Annotated in this window: 16 protein-coding genes, 1 pseudogene and 1 riboswitch; of the genes and pseudogenes, 11 read left to right on the top strand and 6 right to left on the bottom strand. The window is 59.5% G+C overall.

What is annotated here, in order from left to right:
* The first annotated feature begins 6 nt into the window (after nucleotides 1-6).
* The 4 genes from bioB to bioD are packed head-to-tail and all read left to right on the top strand — an operon-like array spanning nucleotide 7 to nucleotide 3,655.
* Nucleotides 7-1,047: a biotin synthase BioB gene (gene bioB / locus HMPREF3142_RS20890; RefSeq protein WP_016160524.1), complete on the top strand. Its 1,041-nt coding sequence runs from the start codon at nucleotides 7-9 to the stop codon at nucleotides 1,045-1,047.
* Nucleotides 1,044-2,201 carry an 8-amino-7-oxononanoate synthase gene (gene bioF, locus HMPREF3142_RS20885; protein ID WP_012542399.1) on the top strand — a complete coding sequence of 386 codons (1,158 nt, stop codon included), beginning with the start codon at nucleotides 1,044-1,046 and terminating at the stop codon, nucleotides 2,199-2,201. The genes bioB and bioF overlap by 4 nt, the downstream gene beginning before the upstream one ends.
* Nucleotides 2,185-2,940, top strand: coding sequence for a malonyl-ACP O-methyltransferase BioC (bioC, locus tag HMPREF3142_RS20880; protein WP_012542398.1), 756 nt, complete (start codon nucleotides 2,185-2,187; stop codon nucleotides 2,938-2,940). The genes bioF and bioC overlap by 17 nt, the downstream gene beginning before the upstream one ends.
* On the top strand, nucleotides 2,933-3,655 hold the full coding sequence (gene bioD, locus HMPREF3142_RS20875) for a dethiobiotin synthase (RefSeq protein ID WP_032753899.1): 723 nt from the start codon (nucleotides 2,933-2,935) through the stop codon (nucleotides 3,653-3,655). Before bioC ends, bioD begins: the two co-directional genes overlap by 8 nt.
* On the opposite strand, the gene HMPREF3142_RS20870 is transcribed toward bioD, so the two are convergent.
* Together HMPREF3142_RS20870 and HMPREF3142_RS28430 are read right to left on the bottom strand one after the other, a co-directional pair.
* Complete coding sequence (locus HMPREF3142_RS20870; RefSeq protein WP_008805739.1) at nucleotides 3,597-4,319, bottom strand: ABC transporter ATP-binding protein; 723 nt, start codon at nucleotides 4,317-4,319, stop codon at nucleotides 3,597-3,599. The two genes, bioD and HMPREF3142_RS20870, sit on opposite strands and share 59 nt — an antisense overlap.
* Nucleotides 4,320-4,408: 89 nt before the next feature.
* Nucleotides 4,409-4,618, bottom strand: a pseudogene (locus HMPREF3142_RS28430) (hypothetical protein); the annotation flags it as partial.
* 411 nt (nucleotides 4,619-5,029) lie between these two features.
* Here HMPREF3142_RS28430 and uvrB point away from each other — a divergent pair.
* Entirely contained in the window at nucleotides 5,030-7,051 is a 2,022-nt protein-coding gene (gene uvrB / locus HMPREF3142_RS20865) for an excinuclease ABC subunit UvrB (RefSeq protein WP_008805740.1), read from the top strand.
* Nucleotides 7,052-7,301: 250 nt separating this feature from the next.
* Here uvrB and pmrB read toward each other — a convergent pair whose 3' ends face one another.
* From pmrB to yvcK, 4 genes are all read right to left on the bottom strand, one after another.
* The gene (pmrB, locus tag HMPREF3142_RS20860; RefSeq protein WP_048267678.1) at nucleotides 7,302-8,399 is read right to left on the bottom strand and encodes a two-component system sensor histidine kinase PmrB; all 1,098 of its coding nucleotides are present in this window, start codon (nucleotides 8,397-8,399) and stop codon (nucleotides 7,302-7,304) included.
* A gap of 3 nt (nucleotides 8,400-8,402) precedes the next feature.
* Complete coding sequence (gene pmrA, locus HMPREF3142_RS20855) at nucleotides 8,403-9,074, bottom strand: two-component system response regulator PmrA (protein ID WP_023297250.1); 672 nt, start codon at nucleotides 9,072-9,074, stop codon at nucleotides 8,403-8,405.
* A complete protein-coding gene (gene eptA, locus HMPREF3142_RS20850) occupies nucleotides 9,074-10,714 on the bottom strand; it encodes a phosphoethanolamine transferase EptA (RefSeq protein WP_048267679.1) in 1,641 nt (546 codons plus the stop codon). Before eptA ends, pmrA begins: the two co-directional genes overlap by 1 nt.
* A gap of 103 nt (nucleotides 10,715-10,817) precedes the next feature.
* Complete coding sequence (yvcK, locus tag HMPREF3142_RS20845) at nucleotides 10,818-11,723, bottom strand: uridine diphosphate-N-acetylglucosamine-binding protein YvcK (RefSeq protein WP_023297252.1); 906 nt, start codon at nucleotides 11,721-11,723, stop codon at nucleotides 10,818-10,820.
* A 208-nt stretch (nucleotides 11,724-11,931) separates the two neighbouring features.
* Nucleotides 11,932-12,070, top strand: a riboswitch (molybdenum cofactor riboswitch).
* On the opposite strand from yvcK, the gene moaA reads away from it, so the two are divergent.
* The 6 genes from moaA (at nucleotide 12,058) to HMPREF3142_RS20815 (ending at nucleotide 15,520) form a co-directional block, all read left to right on the top strand.
* Entirely contained in the window at nucleotides 12,058-13,047 is a 990-nt protein-coding gene (moaA, locus tag HMPREF3142_RS20840) for a GTP 3',8-cyclase MoaA (protein ID WP_022065255.1), read from the top strand. It overlaps the preceding riboswitch by 13 nt.
* A gap of 23 nt (nucleotides 13,048-13,070) precedes the next feature.
* Nucleotides 13,071-13,583 (top strand): molybdenum cofactor biosynthesis protein B, encoded by a 513-nt coding sequence (gene moaB / locus HMPREF3142_RS20835; protein ID WP_008805747.1) that lies wholly within the window; start codon nucleotides 13,071-13,073, stop codon nucleotides 13,581-13,583.
* Between the two features lie 3 nt (nucleotides 13,584-13,586).
* Nucleotides 13,587-14,075, top strand: a complete 489-nt coding sequence (gene moaC / locus HMPREF3142_RS20830) for a cyclic pyranopterin monophosphate synthase MoaC (RefSeq protein WP_008805748.1) — start codon at nucleotides 13,587-13,589, stop codon at nucleotides 14,073-14,075.
* Entirely contained in the window at nucleotides 14,068-14,316 is a 249-nt protein-coding gene (gene moaD, locus HMPREF3142_RS20825) for a molybdopterin synthase sulfur carrier subunit (protein ID WP_008805749.1), read from the top strand. The genes moaC and moaD overlap by 8 nt, the downstream gene beginning before the upstream one ends.
* A 1-nt stretch (nucleotide 14,317) precedes the next feature.
* Nucleotides 14,318-14,770 carry a molybdopterin synthase catalytic subunit MoaE gene (gene moaE / locus HMPREF3142_RS20820; RefSeq protein ID WP_008805750.1) on the top strand — a complete coding sequence of 151 codons (453 nt, stop codon included), beginning with the start codon at nucleotides 14,318-14,320 and terminating at the stop codon, nucleotides 14,768-14,770.
* Nucleotides 14,771-14,815: 45 nt separating this feature from the next.
* Complete coding sequence (locus HMPREF3142_RS20815) at nucleotides 14,816-15,520, top strand: Bax inhibitor-1/YccA family protein (protein WP_004142079.1); 705 nt, start codon at nucleotides 14,816-14,818, stop codon at nucleotides 15,518-15,520.
* The last annotated feature ends 424 nt before the right edge of the window (nucleotides 15,521-15,944 follow it).

The raw sequence follows: 15,944 nt of genomic DNA, 5'->3' as shown, positions 1-15,944 counted from the left end.
AGGCTAATGGCTCACCACGCACGCTGGACAATGTCGCAAGTTACTGAGTTATTTAATAAATCACTCATCGATCTGTTATTCGAAGCGCAGCAAATCCACCGCCAGCATTTTGACCCGCGTCAGGTGCAGGTCAGTACGTTGCTGTCGATTAAAACCGGCGCTTGTCCGGAAGACTGTAAATATTGCCCGCAAAGCGCACGCTACAAAACCGGTCTTGAATCCGAGCGCCTGATGGAGGTCGAGCAGGTGCTGGAGTCGGCACGTCAGGCGAAAAACGCCGGCTCCACCCGCTTCTGCATGGGCGCGGCGTGGAAGAACCCCAATGACCGCGATATGCCCTATCTGGAGCAGATGGTGAAAGGCGTCAAGGCGCTGGGGCTGGAGTCCTGTATGACGCTCGGTACCCTGACCGCCAGCCAGGCGCAGCGCCTGGCCGGCGCGGGGCTTGATTACTACAACCATAACCTCGACACCTCGCCGGAATTTTACGGCAACATCATCACCACCCGTACCTATCAGGAGCGTCTGGATACGCTGGATAAAGTGCGCGATGCCGGGATCAAAGTCTGCTCCGGCGGCATCGTCGGGCTGGGAGAGACCGTAAAAGATCGCGCCGGGCTGCTGCTGCAGCTGGCTAATCTGCCGACGCCGCCGGAGAGTGTGCCGATCAACATGCTGGTGAAAGTTAAAGGCACGCCGCTGGCGGATAACGACGATGTCGACGCTTTCGATTTCATCCGCACCATCGCCATCGCACGCATCATGATGCCCACCTCTTACGTGCGTCTCTCCGCCGGCCGCGAACAGATGAACGAGCAGACCCAGGCGATGTGCTTTATGGCCGGGGCGAACTCGATTTTCTACGGCTGCAAGCTGCTCACCACGCCGAACCCGGAAGAGGACAAAGACCTGCAGTTGTTCCGCAAGCTGGGGATCAACCCGCAGCAGACGGCGGTACTGGAAGGCGATAATGAGCAGCAGCAGCGCCTGGAGCAGGCCTTACTCACCCCCGACACTGAGGAATATTACAACGCGGCGGCGCTATGACCTGGCAGCAACGAATCGAGCGGGCGCTGGACGAGCGGCAGCAGACGGATGCGTTTCGCCGCCGCCTGCCGGTAAGCCACGGCGCCGGACGCTGGCTGGAGCGCGAAGGGGAGCGCTGGCTCAACTTCTCCAGCAATGATTACCTGGGCCTGAGCCAGCATGCCGGCATTATCGCCGCCTGGCAGCAGGGGGCGGAACGTTATGGCGTCGGCTCCGGCGGATCGGGCCACGTGAGCGGCTATAGTGAGGCCCACCGCGCGCTGGAAGAGGAACTTGCCGACTGGCTCGGTTACCCGCGCGCGCTACTGTTTATCTCCGGCTTTGCCGCCAATCAGGCACTGGTTGCCGCGCTGGCGGAAAAAGAGGATCGGATTGTCGCCGACCGCCTGAGCCACGCCTCCCTGCTGGAAGCGGCGAGCCTCAGCCCGGCCCAGCTGCGGCGCTTTGCCCACAACGATCCGCAGCAGCTCGCGCAGCTGCTGGCGAAACCGCTGGACGGTCTGCAGTTAGTGGTGACTGAAGGCATTTTCAGTATGGACGGCGACAGCGCGCCGCTGGCTGACATTCAGGCGGCAGCTCGCAGCGCCGGAGCATTATTACTGGTTGATGATGCTCACGGAATCGGGGCGATTGGCGATGAAGGGCGCGGAAGCTGTCATACGCAGGCGGTTCGCCCGGAGCTGCTGGTAGTCACCTTCGGCAAGGCGTTTGGGGTGAGCGGCGCGGCGGTACTGTGCAGCGAATCGATGGCCGATTATCTGCTGCAGTTTGCCCGTCATCTGATCTACAGCACCGCCATGCCGCCCGCCCAGGCGGTGGCGCTGAGCGCGGCGCTGCGGGTCATTCGTAGCGATGAGGGCCAGCAGCGGCGGGAAACCCTGGCCGCCCGCATCCGTCAGTTCCGTGCAGGGATGGGCGATGTGTCGCTGGGGCTGACCGATTCCGTCAGCGCGATCCAGCCGCTGATCGTCGGCGATAACGCGCGAGCGCTGAGCCTGGCCTGCCGTCTGCGCGAGGCCGGCTGCTGGGCGACGGCGATCCGACCACCGACGGTGCCGGTCGGCAGCGCTCGCCTGCGTCTGACCCTGACCGCCGCTCATCAGGCTGAGGACATTAACCGTTTACTGGAGGCGCTGCATGGTCACGGTGAATAAGCAGGCGGTGGCCGCGGCGTTTGGCCGGGCGGCCAGCGGCTATACGCAACATGATGAACTGCAGCGGCGCAGCGCCGATCTGCTGCTGCGCCAGCTGGCGCGCCGCGATTTTGCCCAGGTGCTGGATGCCGGCTGCGGCCCCGGCAGCATGAGTCGCTACTGGCGTGAGGCGGGCAGCGTGGTGACCGCGCTGGATCTCTCCGCCGGCATGCTGGCCCAGGCGCAGCGCCACGACGCCGCGCAGCATTATCTGCAGGGCGATATCGAAGCGCTGCCGCTGCCGGATGGCTGCGTCGATCTGGCATGGAGCAACCTGGCGGTGCAGTGGTGCGACGATCTGCGCGCGGCGATCGGCGAGCTGTGCCGGGTGGTGCGACCCGGCGGGCGGGTGGCGTTTACCACGCTGCTGGCCGGATCGCTGCCGGAGCTCAATCAAGCGTGGCAGGCTATCGACGACCGGCCACATGCCAACCGTTTTCTCAGCGAACCGGCGGTAAGGGCCGCACTGAGCGGCCTGCGCGCCGAAGGCGTCGTTCATCAGATTAGCCTGCCGTTCGCCGATGCGCTGAGCGCTATGCGCTCCCTGAAGGGCATCGGCGCTACCCATTTGCACCAGGGGAGGGCATCCGCCCCGCTTGGCCGCGGCAAACTGCGCGAACTGCAGCTGGCCTGGCCGCAACAGCAGGGTATCTGCCCGCTGACGTATTATCTTTTTACAGGAGTCATTGAACGTGACTAAACGTTTTTTCGTCACCGGAACCGATACTGAAGTCGGGAAAACGGTCGCCAGCAGCGCACTGCTGCAGGCGGCGAACCAGTTGGGTTTTAACACCGCCGGCTATAAACCGGTGGCTTCCGGTAGCGACCTGACCGCACAAGGGTTACGCAATGAAGATGCGCTGGCTCTGCAGCGTAATAGCCGGGTGGCGCTGAGCTATGAACAGGTCAACCCTTATACTTTTGCCGAACCGACCTCGCCGCATATTATTAGCGCCGATGAAGGGCGACCGATTGCCGCGGCGGCGCTTTCCAGTGGCTTACGCGAACTGGAGCGCCTGGCAGACTGGGTACTGGTGGAAGGGGCCGGCGGCTGGTTTACGCCGCTCTCGGACACCCTGATCTTCGCCGACTGGGCGCAGCAGGAGCAGCTGCCGGTGATTCTGGTGGTGGGGGTCAAGCTCGGCTGTATCAACCATGCGATGCTTACCGCCCAGGCGGTGCGCCAGGCGGGGCTGCCGCTGGCGGGCTGGATCGCCAATGACGTGCAGCCGCCGGGCAAGCGCCATGGCGAATATCTGGCGACGCTGAAAAACCGGTTGGCCGCGCCGTTTCTTGGTGAAATACCGTGGCTTGTCGATATCGCGCAGCGCGACGATCTCGGCCAGTATCTGGATCTCAGCGCGCTGGATCTGGCGTCATCCACTGCGCCAGCAGCGGTTCATCCAGCGCCATAATATCGCCCTCGGCGACATTACGCCCCCGGTGAAGGACACAGAACCGATCCGCCACCCGGCGGATAAAGGGCAGGTGCTGCTCGGCGAGCAGCACCGTCAGACCGATATCGCGATTTAACCGCAGCAGCAATTCCGCCAGCTTTTGCAGGCAGCGCGGCCCTGCGCCGCGTGAGGGTTCGTCAAGGATCAGCAGTCGTGGCTGGACGATCAGCGCCCTGGCCAGCGCCAGCTGGTACTGATCGTCGGCGCTTAGCGAAGCGCCTTTGCGCTGCCGTAGCGCATAGAGTTCGGGAAAATGGTCATAAATTTCGCCGCCGCTGGCGTTAGCCCCGGGTTTCCCGGCCGCCAGGGCAATATGCAGGTTCTCTTCCACGCTGAGCTGGGAAAAGATGCGTTTATCCTGCGGCACGTAGCCGATGCCGATGGCGCTGCGCGACTGAGCGGACAGGGGGGTGAGATCGCACGGCGGGGCGCCAATGTCATGCCAGGTCATCCGACCGCTGGCCACCGGCAGATGGCCGGCAATGCAGTTGACCAGGGTGGTTTTTCCCATTCCCTCGCGTCCCAGTACGCCAATGCACTCTCCGGGGCGTAGTTCAAGATCGACATTCCACAGCGAGTGCTGATTACCGTAAAAATGATTTACTGCCTGTAAATTCAACATGGACGTTTTCTCCTTATCCTGGCGTCAGGGCGACAGAAAGATGCTGCAAAACTCTTGCCAGGAAAAAGAACGCTCGGAAAAAACCGCGAAACGCCGACACCATCGGGCACAGTCAGCGCGGGCGCTGCACTTTTCCGGTGCCCGACGCTAAAGGGTGGTGCAAAAAGCAGCAAAAATCGAGCGGCTTTAAACGGATAGTTATCAAAAATAGTTCGATAAAAATTTTTCGCCGCACGGTTTACGGCGAAAGTCGATTTGCGCCGGGCGGCGGCGGTCTTGGGCTGCAGACAGTTATCCACTATTCCTGTGGATAACCTTGTGTATTAGAGTTAGAAAACCTGCGGTAAGCTAGAGCGTACGCGGCCTGCGGCTGAATTGGCGCGAAAGGCGTCTTTTCTTTAAATTCATTAAATATCAGTTTGTTAGATAAAATCAATGGGTGTAAGAAAAGCGTCATCTACTGCCATAAAACTTTCACCCGTCCGCTTGACAAATGTTAAAAGGTAAAAATTTCTGGGGATAACCCTGCCGGCCGGAGGATTATTCCACCCGGTGCGCGTTTTATGCGCACCATGGCGGCGAAATAAGCCGTTTACTGACGCTATCATAGTGATGTACTGTTTAAATATCCAGTATAATTTGTTGGCAAAAAATGGCCCGGAGGGTAGAATTAAACACCGGCCGCTAAATCCATCTTCAGGTTTTGATCAATGAGTAAATCGTTTGTTCTGCATTCCGCCTTTCGCCCCTCCGGAGACCAACCGGAAGCCATCCGCCGCCTGGAAGAGGGGCTGGAGGATGGGCTCGCGCATCAAACGCTGCTGGGGGTCACCGGCTCCGGTAAAACCTTCACCATCGCCAACGTGATTGCCGACCTGCAGCGGCCGACGATGGTGCTGGCGCCAAACAAAACCCTGGCGGCCCAGCTCTATGGCGAGATGAAAGAGTTTTTCCCGGAGAATGCCGTCGAGTATTTCGTCTCCTACTACGATTACTATCAGCCGGAAGCCTACGTCCCCAGCTCAGATACCTTCATTGAGAAGGACGCCTCGGTAAACGAACATATCGAGCAGATGCGCTTGTCGGCGACCAAAGCGCTGCTCGAGCGGCGCGACGTGGTGGTGGTGGCGTCAGTCTCGGCTATCTACGGCCTCGGCGACCCGGACCTGTACCTGAAGATGATGCTGCACCTGACGGTCGGGATGCTGATTGACCAGCGCGCTATCCTGCGCCGTCTGGCCGAACTGCAGTATACCCGCAACGATCAGGCCTTCCAGCGCGGCACCTTTCGCGTGCGCGGCGAGGTGATCGACGTCTTCCCGGCGGAATCCGACGATATCGCGCTGCGCATTGAGCTGTTTGATGAAGAGGTCGAGCGCCTGTCGCTGTTCGACCCGCTCACCGGCCACGTGGAATCGACGGTGCCGCGCTACACCATTTATCCCAAGACCCACTACGTGACGCCGCGGGAACGCATCGTCCAGGCGATGGAAGAGATCAAGCTGGAGCTGGCGGAGCGGCGCAAGGTTCTGCTGGCCAACAACAAGCTTCTGGAAGAGCAGCGCTTAACCCAGCGTACCCAGTTCGACCTCGAAATGATGAACGAGCTGGGCTACTGCTCGGGCATTGAAAACTACTCGCGCTTCCTTTCCGGTCGCGGGCCCGGCGAGCCGCCGCCCACTCTGTTTGACTATCTGCCGGCAGACGGTCTGCTGGTGATAGACGAATCCCACGTTACGGTGCCGCAGATCGGCGGTATGTACCGGGGCGACCGGGCGCGCAAAGAGACGCTGGTGGAGTACGGTTTCCGCCTGCCGTCGGCGCTGGATAACCGGCCGATGAAGTTTGAAGAATTTGAAGCGCTGGCCCCGCAAACCATCTACGTCTCGGCAACCCCCGGCGCCTACGAGCTGGATAAATCCGGCGGCGAAGTGGTGGATCAGGTGGTGCGGCCGACCGGTCTGCTTGACCCGATCATCGAAGTGCGGCCGGTAGCCACTCAGGTCGATGACCTGCTGTCGGAGATCCGCCTGCGCACGGCCATCAACGAGCGCGTGCTGGTGACCACCCTCACTAAGCGGATGGCGGAGGATTTAACCGAGTATCTTGAGGAGCACGGCGAGCGGGTGCGCTATCTGCACTCGGATATCGACACCGTCGAACGCATGGAGATTATCCGCGACCTGCGCCTTGGCGAGTTTGACGTGCTGGTAGGGATCAACCTGCTGCGTGAGGGGCTGGATATGCCGGAGGTGTCGCTGGTGGCGATCCTGGATGCCGACAAAGAGGGCTTCCTGCGCTCCGAACGCTCGCTTATCCAGACCATCGGCCGCGCGGCGCGAAACATCAACGGCAAGGCCATCCTTTACGGCGATAAGATCACCCCTTCCATGGCCAAAGCCATTGGCGAGACCGAGCGTCGACGGGAGAAACAGCAGCGTTATAACGAAGAGCATGGCATCGTACCGCAGGGCCTCAACAAGAAAGTGGTGGATATCCTGCAGCTGGGCCAGGGCCTGGCGAAAACTAAAGCCAAAGGGCGCGGTAAAGCGAAGGCCGTTGAGCCTGCCGGGCTTAGCGCCGTGGAGATGACGCCAAAAGCGCTGCAGCAGAAGATCCACGAGCTGGAAGGGCAGATGATGCAGCACGCCCAGAACCTCGAGTTCGAAGAGGCGGCGCAAATTCGCGACCAGTTGCATCAGCTGCGCGAGCTGTTTATCGCCGCCTCCTGAGTCCCGGCGCATACTGCCGGAGTGGGCGTGTGGGGCGTAGTGAAGGCGGGACGCTTCTCTCATTGTCCCGCTACCAGATAGCAAACCTTTGAGAAGAAAAAAGGCCGCATTGCGGCCTTCTTAATGTTTGCTTAATCTCGCCAGGCGACACTAACCTCCCCATGATGAGGATAGCGCCCATGCAAAAAATCAACTTCCGTGAATATCTGGCGGTTGCCACCGCCCTGGTTATTATTGTTGCCTTTTTCCATCAGTGGGTACTGACGTTCTGACCCGCGCGCCGCGGGAATAACACCCACGCGCGGACGCCGGGCCCCGGCTGGCGGTTGTGCAGGAAGAACTGGGCGTCATGCAGCTGAGCAATGCGCGTGACGATGCTCAGTCCGAGGCCTATGCCGCCGTAGCGACTGTCCATGCGCACAAACGCTTTACTGAGTTCGCCGCTTTTCGCCTCATCAATCCCTGGGCCTTCATCTTCCACCGCCATCACCGGCATCAGGCCCGCTTTCACCGACACGCGGATAGTTGACCCTTCCGGGCTGTAGCGGTGAGCATTCTCCACCAGATTGCGCAGGATCACACGGATTAACGTCGCGTCGCCAGAGACGATGGCCTCGCTTTCGACATCCGTCAGCAGCAGCCGCTGCTGACGCTGCGCCAGCATGGTCTCCAGCTCATCCTGCAGCGGTTTGACCACGTCATCCAGTAGCAGCACCTGCTGATAGCTGCCGGCGGAAAAAGACTGTCCGACGCGCGCCAGCTGCAGCAGCTGCGAAATGCTGGTGGTCATCTGGTCGAGGCGCTGGATCAGCGGGTCGACGCCCACGCCGTGCACTTTCGCCAGTAGTTCGAGGTGCAACCGCAGGCCGGCCAGCGGGGTACGTAGCTCATGCGCCACGTCGGCGGTAAACAGCCGCTCACGGTCGAGGGTCAGATTGAGGCGGGAAACCAGCTGATTCAGGGCGGTGGTCACCGCCGTGACTTCGGGCACCGATTCGCTGAGCACGATGGGGGTGAGGTTATCCGGCGTGCGGCTCTCCAGCTCGCTTTGCAGTCGGGAGAGCGGGCGGGTGATCTTGCGCACCGCCAGCATGCTGATATGCAGCGCCAGGCCAACGATCAACAGGCTCGGCACCAGCAGGCTGGCGACCGCTTCCCGTACCTCATGCTCCACATGTTTCTGGTTATTGTGGCCTTCGATGGCGCTGGCCACCAGCAGCTGGATCTGCTCTTTGCTCTCATGCCATAGCCAGAAGACGCTGATCAGCTGGCAGACCACCAGGATGGCGCCAATGGTCAGCAGCAGCCGGTTGCGCATGGTCCAGGTTTCGGTTGCAAACAGAGCCATGGTCTATTCCGTGTCGATGTGGTTAGCCAGCATATAGCCAAAACCCCTGACGGTGCGGATCCGCGATTTGCCAATCTTTTCGCGCAGGTTATGAATATGCACCTCAAGGGTATTGGTCGCCGGCTCGTTGTCCCAGCTGTAGATGTCGTTGTAGAGGATTTCACGATGCACCGGGCTACCGGCTTTCATCATCAGCCGCGACAGCAGGGCATACTCTTTTGGCGTCAATTCCAGCGCCGCCTCACCCAGCCACACCAGGCGGCGGGTGACGTTGAGGCGCAGATCGCCGACGCTGATTTCGTTATCGCCCTGGTTATTATGCCGGCGGAGCAGGGCGCGAATGCGCGCATTCAGCTCTTCCAGGGCAAAGGGTTTCACCAGATAGTCATCCGCGCCGGTATCGAGACCGCTAATGCGATCCTCAAGCGTATCGCGGGCGGTGAGGATCAGCACCGGCTGGGTCATCTTCTCCCGCCGCATACGGGTGAGAAAATGCAGACCGTCTTCATCCGGCAGGCCGAGGTCGAGGACGATCAGGCTGTAGTGATTGCTGGCCAACGATAGCGCCGCTTCGTGCGCTGTGGAGACGCCGTCGCATACGTATCCTTCACTTTGCATCGCCAGAATCAACCCCTGCAACAGCAGCGCATCGTCTTCAATGACTAAGATTTTCATCAACCAGCCTCTCTACATGGCGTTAAAATATCATCTGCTGCCTGGTACTCGTGGGTGCTGACGCCGAGCAGGCCGAGCAGGGTGGAGAACAGATTATCTTGTGAATAATCCTTCGTCTTAGCCTGTTGTTGCAAACACTGGCTGGAGACACCGTAACGTTGCTGGTAATCCGGCGACAGCCACAGCAGCATGGGCACGTGTTTTTGCGTATCCGGCGCAATTGAGTACGGCAGACCATGCAAATAGACGCCATCTTCACCCAGCGATTCGCCGTGGTCTGACAAATAAACCAGACTAGTGGTAAATTTATCCTGTTTGGATTGCAGTAATTTTATCGCTTTATCAACAACATAGTCGACATACAGAATGGTGTTGTCGTAGGTATTGGTCAACTGTTGTTGCGTACAACTTTGGATTTCATTGGTATCGCAGGTCGGGGTGAATTTTTTGAATTCAGCCGGATAGCGGTTGTAATAGGTCGGGCCGTGGCTGCCGATAGTATGCAGTATGATAATGCCATCCTGTTTCAGGTTGTCGATGTAACTGTCCAGATTATGGAACAGGACCTCATCGTAGCACTCGCCGTCGATGCACTGACCGCTGAGGTGCAGATCGGTGACGTTCTGGTGCGGTACACGGTCACAGGCGCCTTTACAGCCACCGTCATTGTCGTTCCACAGCACCTGAACACCGGCGCGCTGCAGAATATCCAGGACGCCTTCCTGATGGTGCGCCAGTTCTTCATCGTAATGCGCGCGCGGCATATTGGAGAACATACAGGGGACGGAAACCGCAGTTGCCGTGCCGCAGGAGGTGGTTTTCGGGAAGTACACCACGTCGTCCTGTTGCAGGCGTGGGTTAGTCTCCCGATCGTAGCCGCCCAGCGAGAAGTTCCCGGCGCGCGAGGTTTCGCCCAGCACCACAATCGTCAGGTTTTTGCGGGGGCCGCTATGCATCACTGGTTTCTGCCTGGCATCTTCGCCAATCTTCACCAGCGGCAGATTGTCCATGCGGTTGTGCGCATACCACGAGTTCAGCGCCACAATGCTGTTGGAGGGACTCAGGGATTTCACCAGTTCTTTGTTGTTACGGAACACCGAGGCGTAATCTTTGTAGAACAGCGCGGCCACCAGAATAATCAGCAGCGCCGAAACGGCGATATTGAGCAGGCGCATCGCCGCGCCGCGCCACCGTGTGGCGGGCTTACGGATTTTCACCCACCAGGCGACGAATACCGCTAAAACCCCCGAGAGGCCGAGGACGGCGATCATTTCGCCGGAGAGCAGAGCAAAGCTCTCCGCCGGAGTGGTGTCGAGGATATTGGTGATCATGCTGCGGTCGATCACTACCCCGAAGTTCCAGATAAAGTACTGCGCCGACGCGCTGAGCAGAATAAACAGGCTGATGACCACCCGATCGAGCTTCAGGAACGAGGCGAGGGTGGTGATGATATTCATCACGCTAATGGCCACGATCGGCATACTGAGGAATACCAGCCAGTTATGCAGGCTGTTTACCGGCAGTAACGGGAAAACCTGGCGATAAAAAGCCAGGTTGAGAAAGATACCGATATAGCAAGCAAAGAGAATCAAATAAGTCGTGCGGCTGAAGAGCGGCCGACGCAGAGGCAATAACGACATAATACCTACCCACAGAAAGAGATAAGCGTATAGTGCCAGCCCTATTTTAAGACAACCTTAAGATTTTAAGGTGCACCGAAGGTTGGCCCTCCGGCGCGCAGCGTCAGCCAGGAAGCTGAATCGCCTTTTCCAGCGCGCCGCGGAGCAGCGCCCGATCATGGCGATAGGGCACGTCACTGGCCTCCAGCGGCGTCTGGATCACCAGCCGGTCGTTGATGCCGCGGATATCGGCTTTTGGCCCGGCGATCACCGCATCCACCACCCGCTTACCCACGTAGTGCTCCATAATCGCAATGCGCTCCGCCAGCGACAGCCTCGCCGCCGGGCTGTGCTCTTTACCCAGATTATCGATAAACACCATCGGCGCCGGGGTGCGGCGCAGCGCCTGGGCCATCTCGTCGAGCAGCAGGATCGGCAGCAGGCTGGTGTAAAAGCTGCCCGGGCCGATGAGGATCAGATCGGCTTCGGCGATCGCTTCCACCGCCTCGCGAGTGGCGGGTACCGGTGGGGTAAGCATCAGCTCCTGCGGTAGGTTGTCGAGCTGATCGATATTCACTTCGCCGTAAACTTCATGGCCTTCATGATCGAGCGCCATCAAATCCACCGGTTGTTCCGACATCGGGATAAGAAACGCGTCTACTTTGAGCAGGTTTCTGATTAAATTGATAGCTTCTAAAGGCCGCACGCTCAGGTGGTCCAGCGCCTTTAACATCAGATTTCCGAGGTTATGCCCGGAAAGTTCGCCATTACCGCTAAAACGATACTCGAACATCGCCGACGCCACGCTGGGCTCGGCAATTAACTGATTGATGCAGTTGCGCATATCGCCCCAGGCAATGCCGCCTTCCGAGCGGCGGATCCGCCCGGTGGAGCCCCCGTTGTCGGTGGTGGTGACAATGCCGGTCAGCCGCGAGCCGAGCGAGGAGAGGGAGGACATCACCCGGCCCAGACCATGCCCGCCGCCGAGCGCGACCACCCGATCGAGGTCAGCGAATGTACGATTGCGCATAGAAATTCCTTATTTCACATAAACGGCCACACACTACCCGATCTACCCCTAAAAGACGATGGGAGGAGCCCGACAAACTGACCGACATCAAGGCAAAAAAATGATTTATGGCTATTCTGTAGCGAAAATGCACGAAGGTAGCGATATATACAATGTTATATAACGAAATCGCAAATGGCGAAACCGTCCGTAACGCGCTACTATCGGCATAACCTGTTAACACTCTAGCCTCTTCGCCTGTGTCAAAAGATATGGCGGTTTGGCCGCGACCCCTCCGGGTGTCGCCAGGGCGTGGGAAGAAATGACCGCGCCTCCCGTATTTGGAAAGGTGTATATGGCCTCACAGCTTACCGATGCATTCGCGCGTAAGTTTTTTTACCTGCGTCTGTCGATTACCGATGTGTGCAACTTCCGTTGCACCTACTGCCTGCCGGACGGCTACAAACCCGGCGCCGTCAATAACAACGGCTTTCTCAGCGTAGACGAAGTGCGCCGCGTCACGCGCGCTTTCTCCGCGCTGGGCACCGAAAAAGTTCGCCTCACCGGTGGGGAACCCTCTCTGCGTCGCGACTTCACCGAAATCATTGCCGCGGTGCGTGAAAACCCGGCGATCCGTCAGATTGCGGTTACCACCAACGGTTACCGCCTGGCGCGCGATGTCGAACGCTGGCGCGATGCCGGGCTGACGGCGATTAACGTCAGCGTTGATAGCCTCGACGCCCGTCAATTTCATGCCATCACCGGCCAGGACAAGTTCCACCAGGTGATGGACGGCATTGATGCTGCTTTCGCCGCGGGCTTTGACAAGGTGAAGGTCAATACCGTGCTGATGCGTGATGTTAATCATCACCAGCTCGATACCTTTCTCGCGTGGATCCAACCCCGTCGTATTCAGCTGCGTTTTATTGAGCTGATGGAAACCGGAGAGGGCAGCGATCTGTTCCGCCGTCACCATCTTTCCGGCATGGTGCTGCGCGACGAGCTGCTGCGCCGCGGCTGGATCCACCAGATCCGCCAGCGCAGCGATGGCCCGGCGCAGGTCTTTTGTCACCCGGATTACGCCGGTGAAATCGGCCTCATCATGCCGTATGAAAAAGATTTCTGCGCCACCTGCAACCGTCTGCGCGTCTCATCCGTTGGCAAACTGCACCTGTGTCTGTTTGGCGAAGGCGGCGTCGACCTGCGCGATCTGATGGCTGAGGACGAGCAACAGGCCGAGCTGGAAGCGCGGATAGCCGAAGCCTTGACCCATAAAAAGCAGACCCATTTCCTGCATCAGGGCAACACCGGTATTACGCAGAACCTGTCCTATATTGGCGGTTAATCGTTTTCGAAAGGAGCATTCAGATGAGCCAGGCTAGCGCTGAGTTTATTCCGACCCGTATTGCTATTCTTACTGTTTCCAGCCGCCGTGGCGAAGAGGATGATACCTCCGGCCACTGGCTGCGCGAGGCGGCGCAGGAGGCGGGACACCATGTCGTCGATAAGGCGATTGTGAAAGAAAACCGCTACGCCATCCGCGCCCAGGTGTCGGCGTGGATCGCCAGCGATGACGTGCAGGTGGTGCTGATCACCGGCGGGACCGGGTTCACCGAGGGTGACCAGGCGCCGGAAGCGCTGCTGCCGCTGTTTGACCGTGAGGTCGAAGGCTTTGGCGAAGTGTTCCGCATGCTGTCGTTCGAAGAGATCGGCACCTCGACGCTGCAGTCCCGGGCCGTGGCCGGCGTCGCCAACCGCACGCTGATTTTTGCCATGCCGGGCTCGACCAAAGCCTGCCGCACGGCGTGGGACAACATCATTGCCCCGCAGCTGGATGCTCGCACCCGTCCGTGTAACTTCATTCCTCACCTGAAGAAATAATCTATGTCACAACTGACCCATATTAACGCCGCGGGCGAAGCCCATATGGTGGATGTCTCCGGCAAAGCGGAAACGGTGCGCGAAGCGCGCGCCGAGGCTTATGTCGAAATGCAGGCGGCGACGCTGGCGATGATTATCGACGGCAGCCACCATAAAGGCGATGTGTTCGCCACCGCGCGTATCGCCGGGATCCAGGCGGCAAAACGTACCTGGGAGCTGATCCCGCTGTGTCATCCGCTGATGCTGAGCAAAGTGGAAGTCAATCTGCAGGCGCAGCCGGAGCATAACCGGGTGCGCATTGAGTCACTTTGCCGTCTGACCGGTAAAACCGGCGTTGAGATGGAAGCATTGACCGCCGCCTCCGTTGCCGCGCTGACCATCTACGACATGTGCAAGGCGGTGCAAAAAGATATGGTCATTGGCCCGCTGCGCCTGCTGGCGAAAAGCGGCGGCAAGTCCGGCGATTTTAAGGTGGACGAACGCCATGATTAAGGTTCTGTTTTTCGCCCAGGTGCGCGAACTGGTCGGCACCGATGCCCTGACACTCGACGCCAGCGACCTGGCAACCGTCGAGGCCGTGCGCCAGCAGCTTGCCGCGCGCGGCGACCGCTGGGCGCTGGCCCTGGAAGAGGGCAAGCTGCTGGCGGCAGTCAACCAGACGCTGACCGCGTTTGACCATCCGGTCGCCAGCGGCGACGAAGTGGCGTTCTTCCCGCCGGTGACCGGAGGCTAAGATGACGCAAACTCGTATCGTGGTTAGCCCGGCACGCTTTAGCGTCGGCGATGAGTATCCGTGGCTGGCCGAGCGCGATGAAGACGGTGCGGTGGTTACCTTCACCGGTAAAGTGCGCAATCACAATCTTGGCGACAGCGTAAAAGCGCTGACCCTCGAGCACTATCCGGGGATGACCGAGAAATCACTGGCGGAAATTGTCAACCTGGCGCGCGAGCGCTGGCCGCTGGGCCGGGTGACGGTTATCCACCGCATCGGCGAAATGTGGCCGGGGGAAGAGATTGTGTTTGTCGGCGTCACCAGCGCCCACCGCGGCAGCGCCTTCGCCGCCGGCGAGTTTATTATGGACTACCTGAAAACCCGCGCGCCGTTCTGGAAGCGTGAGGCGACGCCGGAAGGCGAACGCTGGGTCGACGCCCGCGACAGCGATCGTCAGGCGGCAGAGCGCTGGTAGTGTGATACGCTTACAGGGTGAAACTTTGTTAATCAGGAGAGAGTCATGGACAGATATCCGCGTTCCGATTCAATCGTGCAGGGCCGTACCGGCCTGCAGACTTACATGGCGCAGGTATACGGCTGGATGACGGTTGGCCTGCTGCTGACGGCGTTTATCGCGTGGTTTGCGGCGAATACCCCGGCGGTGATGATGTTCGTCTTTTCGAGCAAAATCACTTTCTTTGGGCTGATTATTGCCCAGCTGGCGCTGGTGTTTGTGCTGTCGGGAATGGTGCAGCGACTGAGCGCCGGGATGGCCACCACGCTGTTTATGCTCTACTCGGCGCTGACCGGGCTGACGCTGTCGAGCATTTTTATCGCCTATACCTACTCATCGATCGCCAGCACCTTTGTGGTCACCGGCGGGATGTTCGGGGCGATGAGCTTGTATGGTTACACCACGAAGCGCGATCTGAGCGGCTTCGGCAGCATGCTGTTTATGGGGCTGATTGGCATCGTGCTGGCATCGCTGGTCAACCTGTGGCTGAAGAGCGAGGCGCTGATGTGGGCGGTGACCTACATTGGGGTGGTGCTGTTTGTCGGCCTGACGGCGTATGACACCCAGAAGCTGAAAAACATCGGCGAGCAGATTGACACCCGCGACAGCGCTACGCTGCGTAAATACTCGATCCTCGGGGCCTTAACGCTGTACCTGGACTTTATCAACCTGTTCCTGATGCTGCTGCGTATTATGGGCAACCGCCGCTAACCTCTTAATATCAGAGGGTTGCATCTCCTAACGCCCGGCAAGCGCAGCGCCGCCGGGCGATATATCAGGCACGGTACCCGTGATTTTGCCGGGTGGCGGCTGCGCCTTACCCGGCCTACAGGATCCTCTCACAGGCTCACACCCCGTAGGCCCGTGCAAGCGCAGCGCCGCCGGGCGATGGCATCAGGCACGGTACCCGTGATTTTGCCGGGTGGCGGCTGCGCCTTACCCGGCCTACAGGATCCTCTCACAGGCTCACACCCCGTAGGCCCGTGCAAGCCGCAGCGCCGCCGGGAGAGATTTCAGGCACGGTACCCGTGATGTTGCCGGGTGGCGGCTGGCGCCTTATCCGGCCTACGGTGCGTGCGACCTGTCGTTAATTTATTCACCTTTCTTGCTGAAACTGCCGGTGCTGACGGCCTCA

It is taken from the genome of Klebsiella sp. HMSC16C06, from assembly GCF_001808325.1.
Lineage (GTDB): Bacteria > Pseudomonadota > Gammaproteobacteria > Enterobacterales > Enterobacteriaceae > Klebsiella > Klebsiella variicola.
This window is presented reverse-complemented; position numbering and strand designations above follow the sequence as displayed.

Coding starts and splice junctions, on each gene's coding strand:
- bioF (WP_012542399.1), top strand. CDS start 1,044: ATGACCTGGCAGCAACGAATCGAGCGGGCGCTGGACGAGCGGCAGCAG.
- HMPREF3142_RS20870 (WP_008805739.1), bottom strand. CDS start 4,319: ATGTTGAATTTACAGGCAGTAAATCATTTTTACGGTAATCAGCACTCG.
- yvcK (WP_023297252.1), bottom strand. CDS start 11,723: ATGCGCAATCGTACATTCGCTGACCTCGATCGGGTGGTCGCGCTCGGC.
- pmrA (WP_023297250.1), bottom strand. CDS start 9,074: ATGAAAATCTTAGTCATTGAAGACGATGCGCTGCTGTTGCAGGGGTTG.
- moaC (WP_008805748.1), top strand. CDS start 13,587: ATGTCACAACTGACCCATATTAACGCCGCGGGCGAAGCCCATATGGTG.
- bioC (WP_012542398.1), top strand. CDS start 2,185: ATGGTCACGGTGAATAAGCAGGCGGTGGCCGCGGCGTTTGGCCGGGCG.
- moaD (WP_008805749.1), top strand. CDS start 14,068: ATGATTAAGGTTCTGTTTTTCGCCCAGGTGCGCGAACTGGTCGGCACC.
- HMPREF3142_RS20815 (WP_004142079.1), top strand. CDS start 14,816: ATGGACAGATATCCGCGTTCCGATTCAATCGTGCAGGGCCGTACCGGC.
- moaB (WP_008805747.1), top strand. CDS start 13,071: ATGAGCCAGGCTAGCGCTGAGTTTATTCCGACCCGTATTGCTATTCTT.
- uvrB (WP_008805740.1), top strand. CDS start 5,030: ATGAGTAAATCGTTTGTTCTGCATTCCGCCTTTCGCCCCTCCGGAGAC.
- pmrB (WP_048267678.1), bottom strand. CDS start 8,399: ATGGCTCTGTTTGCAACCGAAACCTGGACCATGCGCAACCGGCTGCTG.
- eptA (WP_048267679.1), bottom strand. CDS start 10,714: ATGTCGTTATTGCCTCTGCGTCGGCCGCTCTTCAGCCGCACGACTTAT.
- bioB (WP_016160524.1), top strand. CDS start 7: ATGGCTCACCACGCACGCTGGACAATGTCGCAAGTTACTGAGTTATTT.
- moaE (WP_008805750.1), top strand. CDS start 14,318: ATGACGCAAACTCGTATCGTGGTTAGCCCGGCACGCTTTAGCGTCGGC.
- moaA (WP_022065255.1), top strand. CDS start 12,058: ATGGCCTCACAGCTTACCGATGCATTCGCGCGTAAGTTTTTTTACCTG.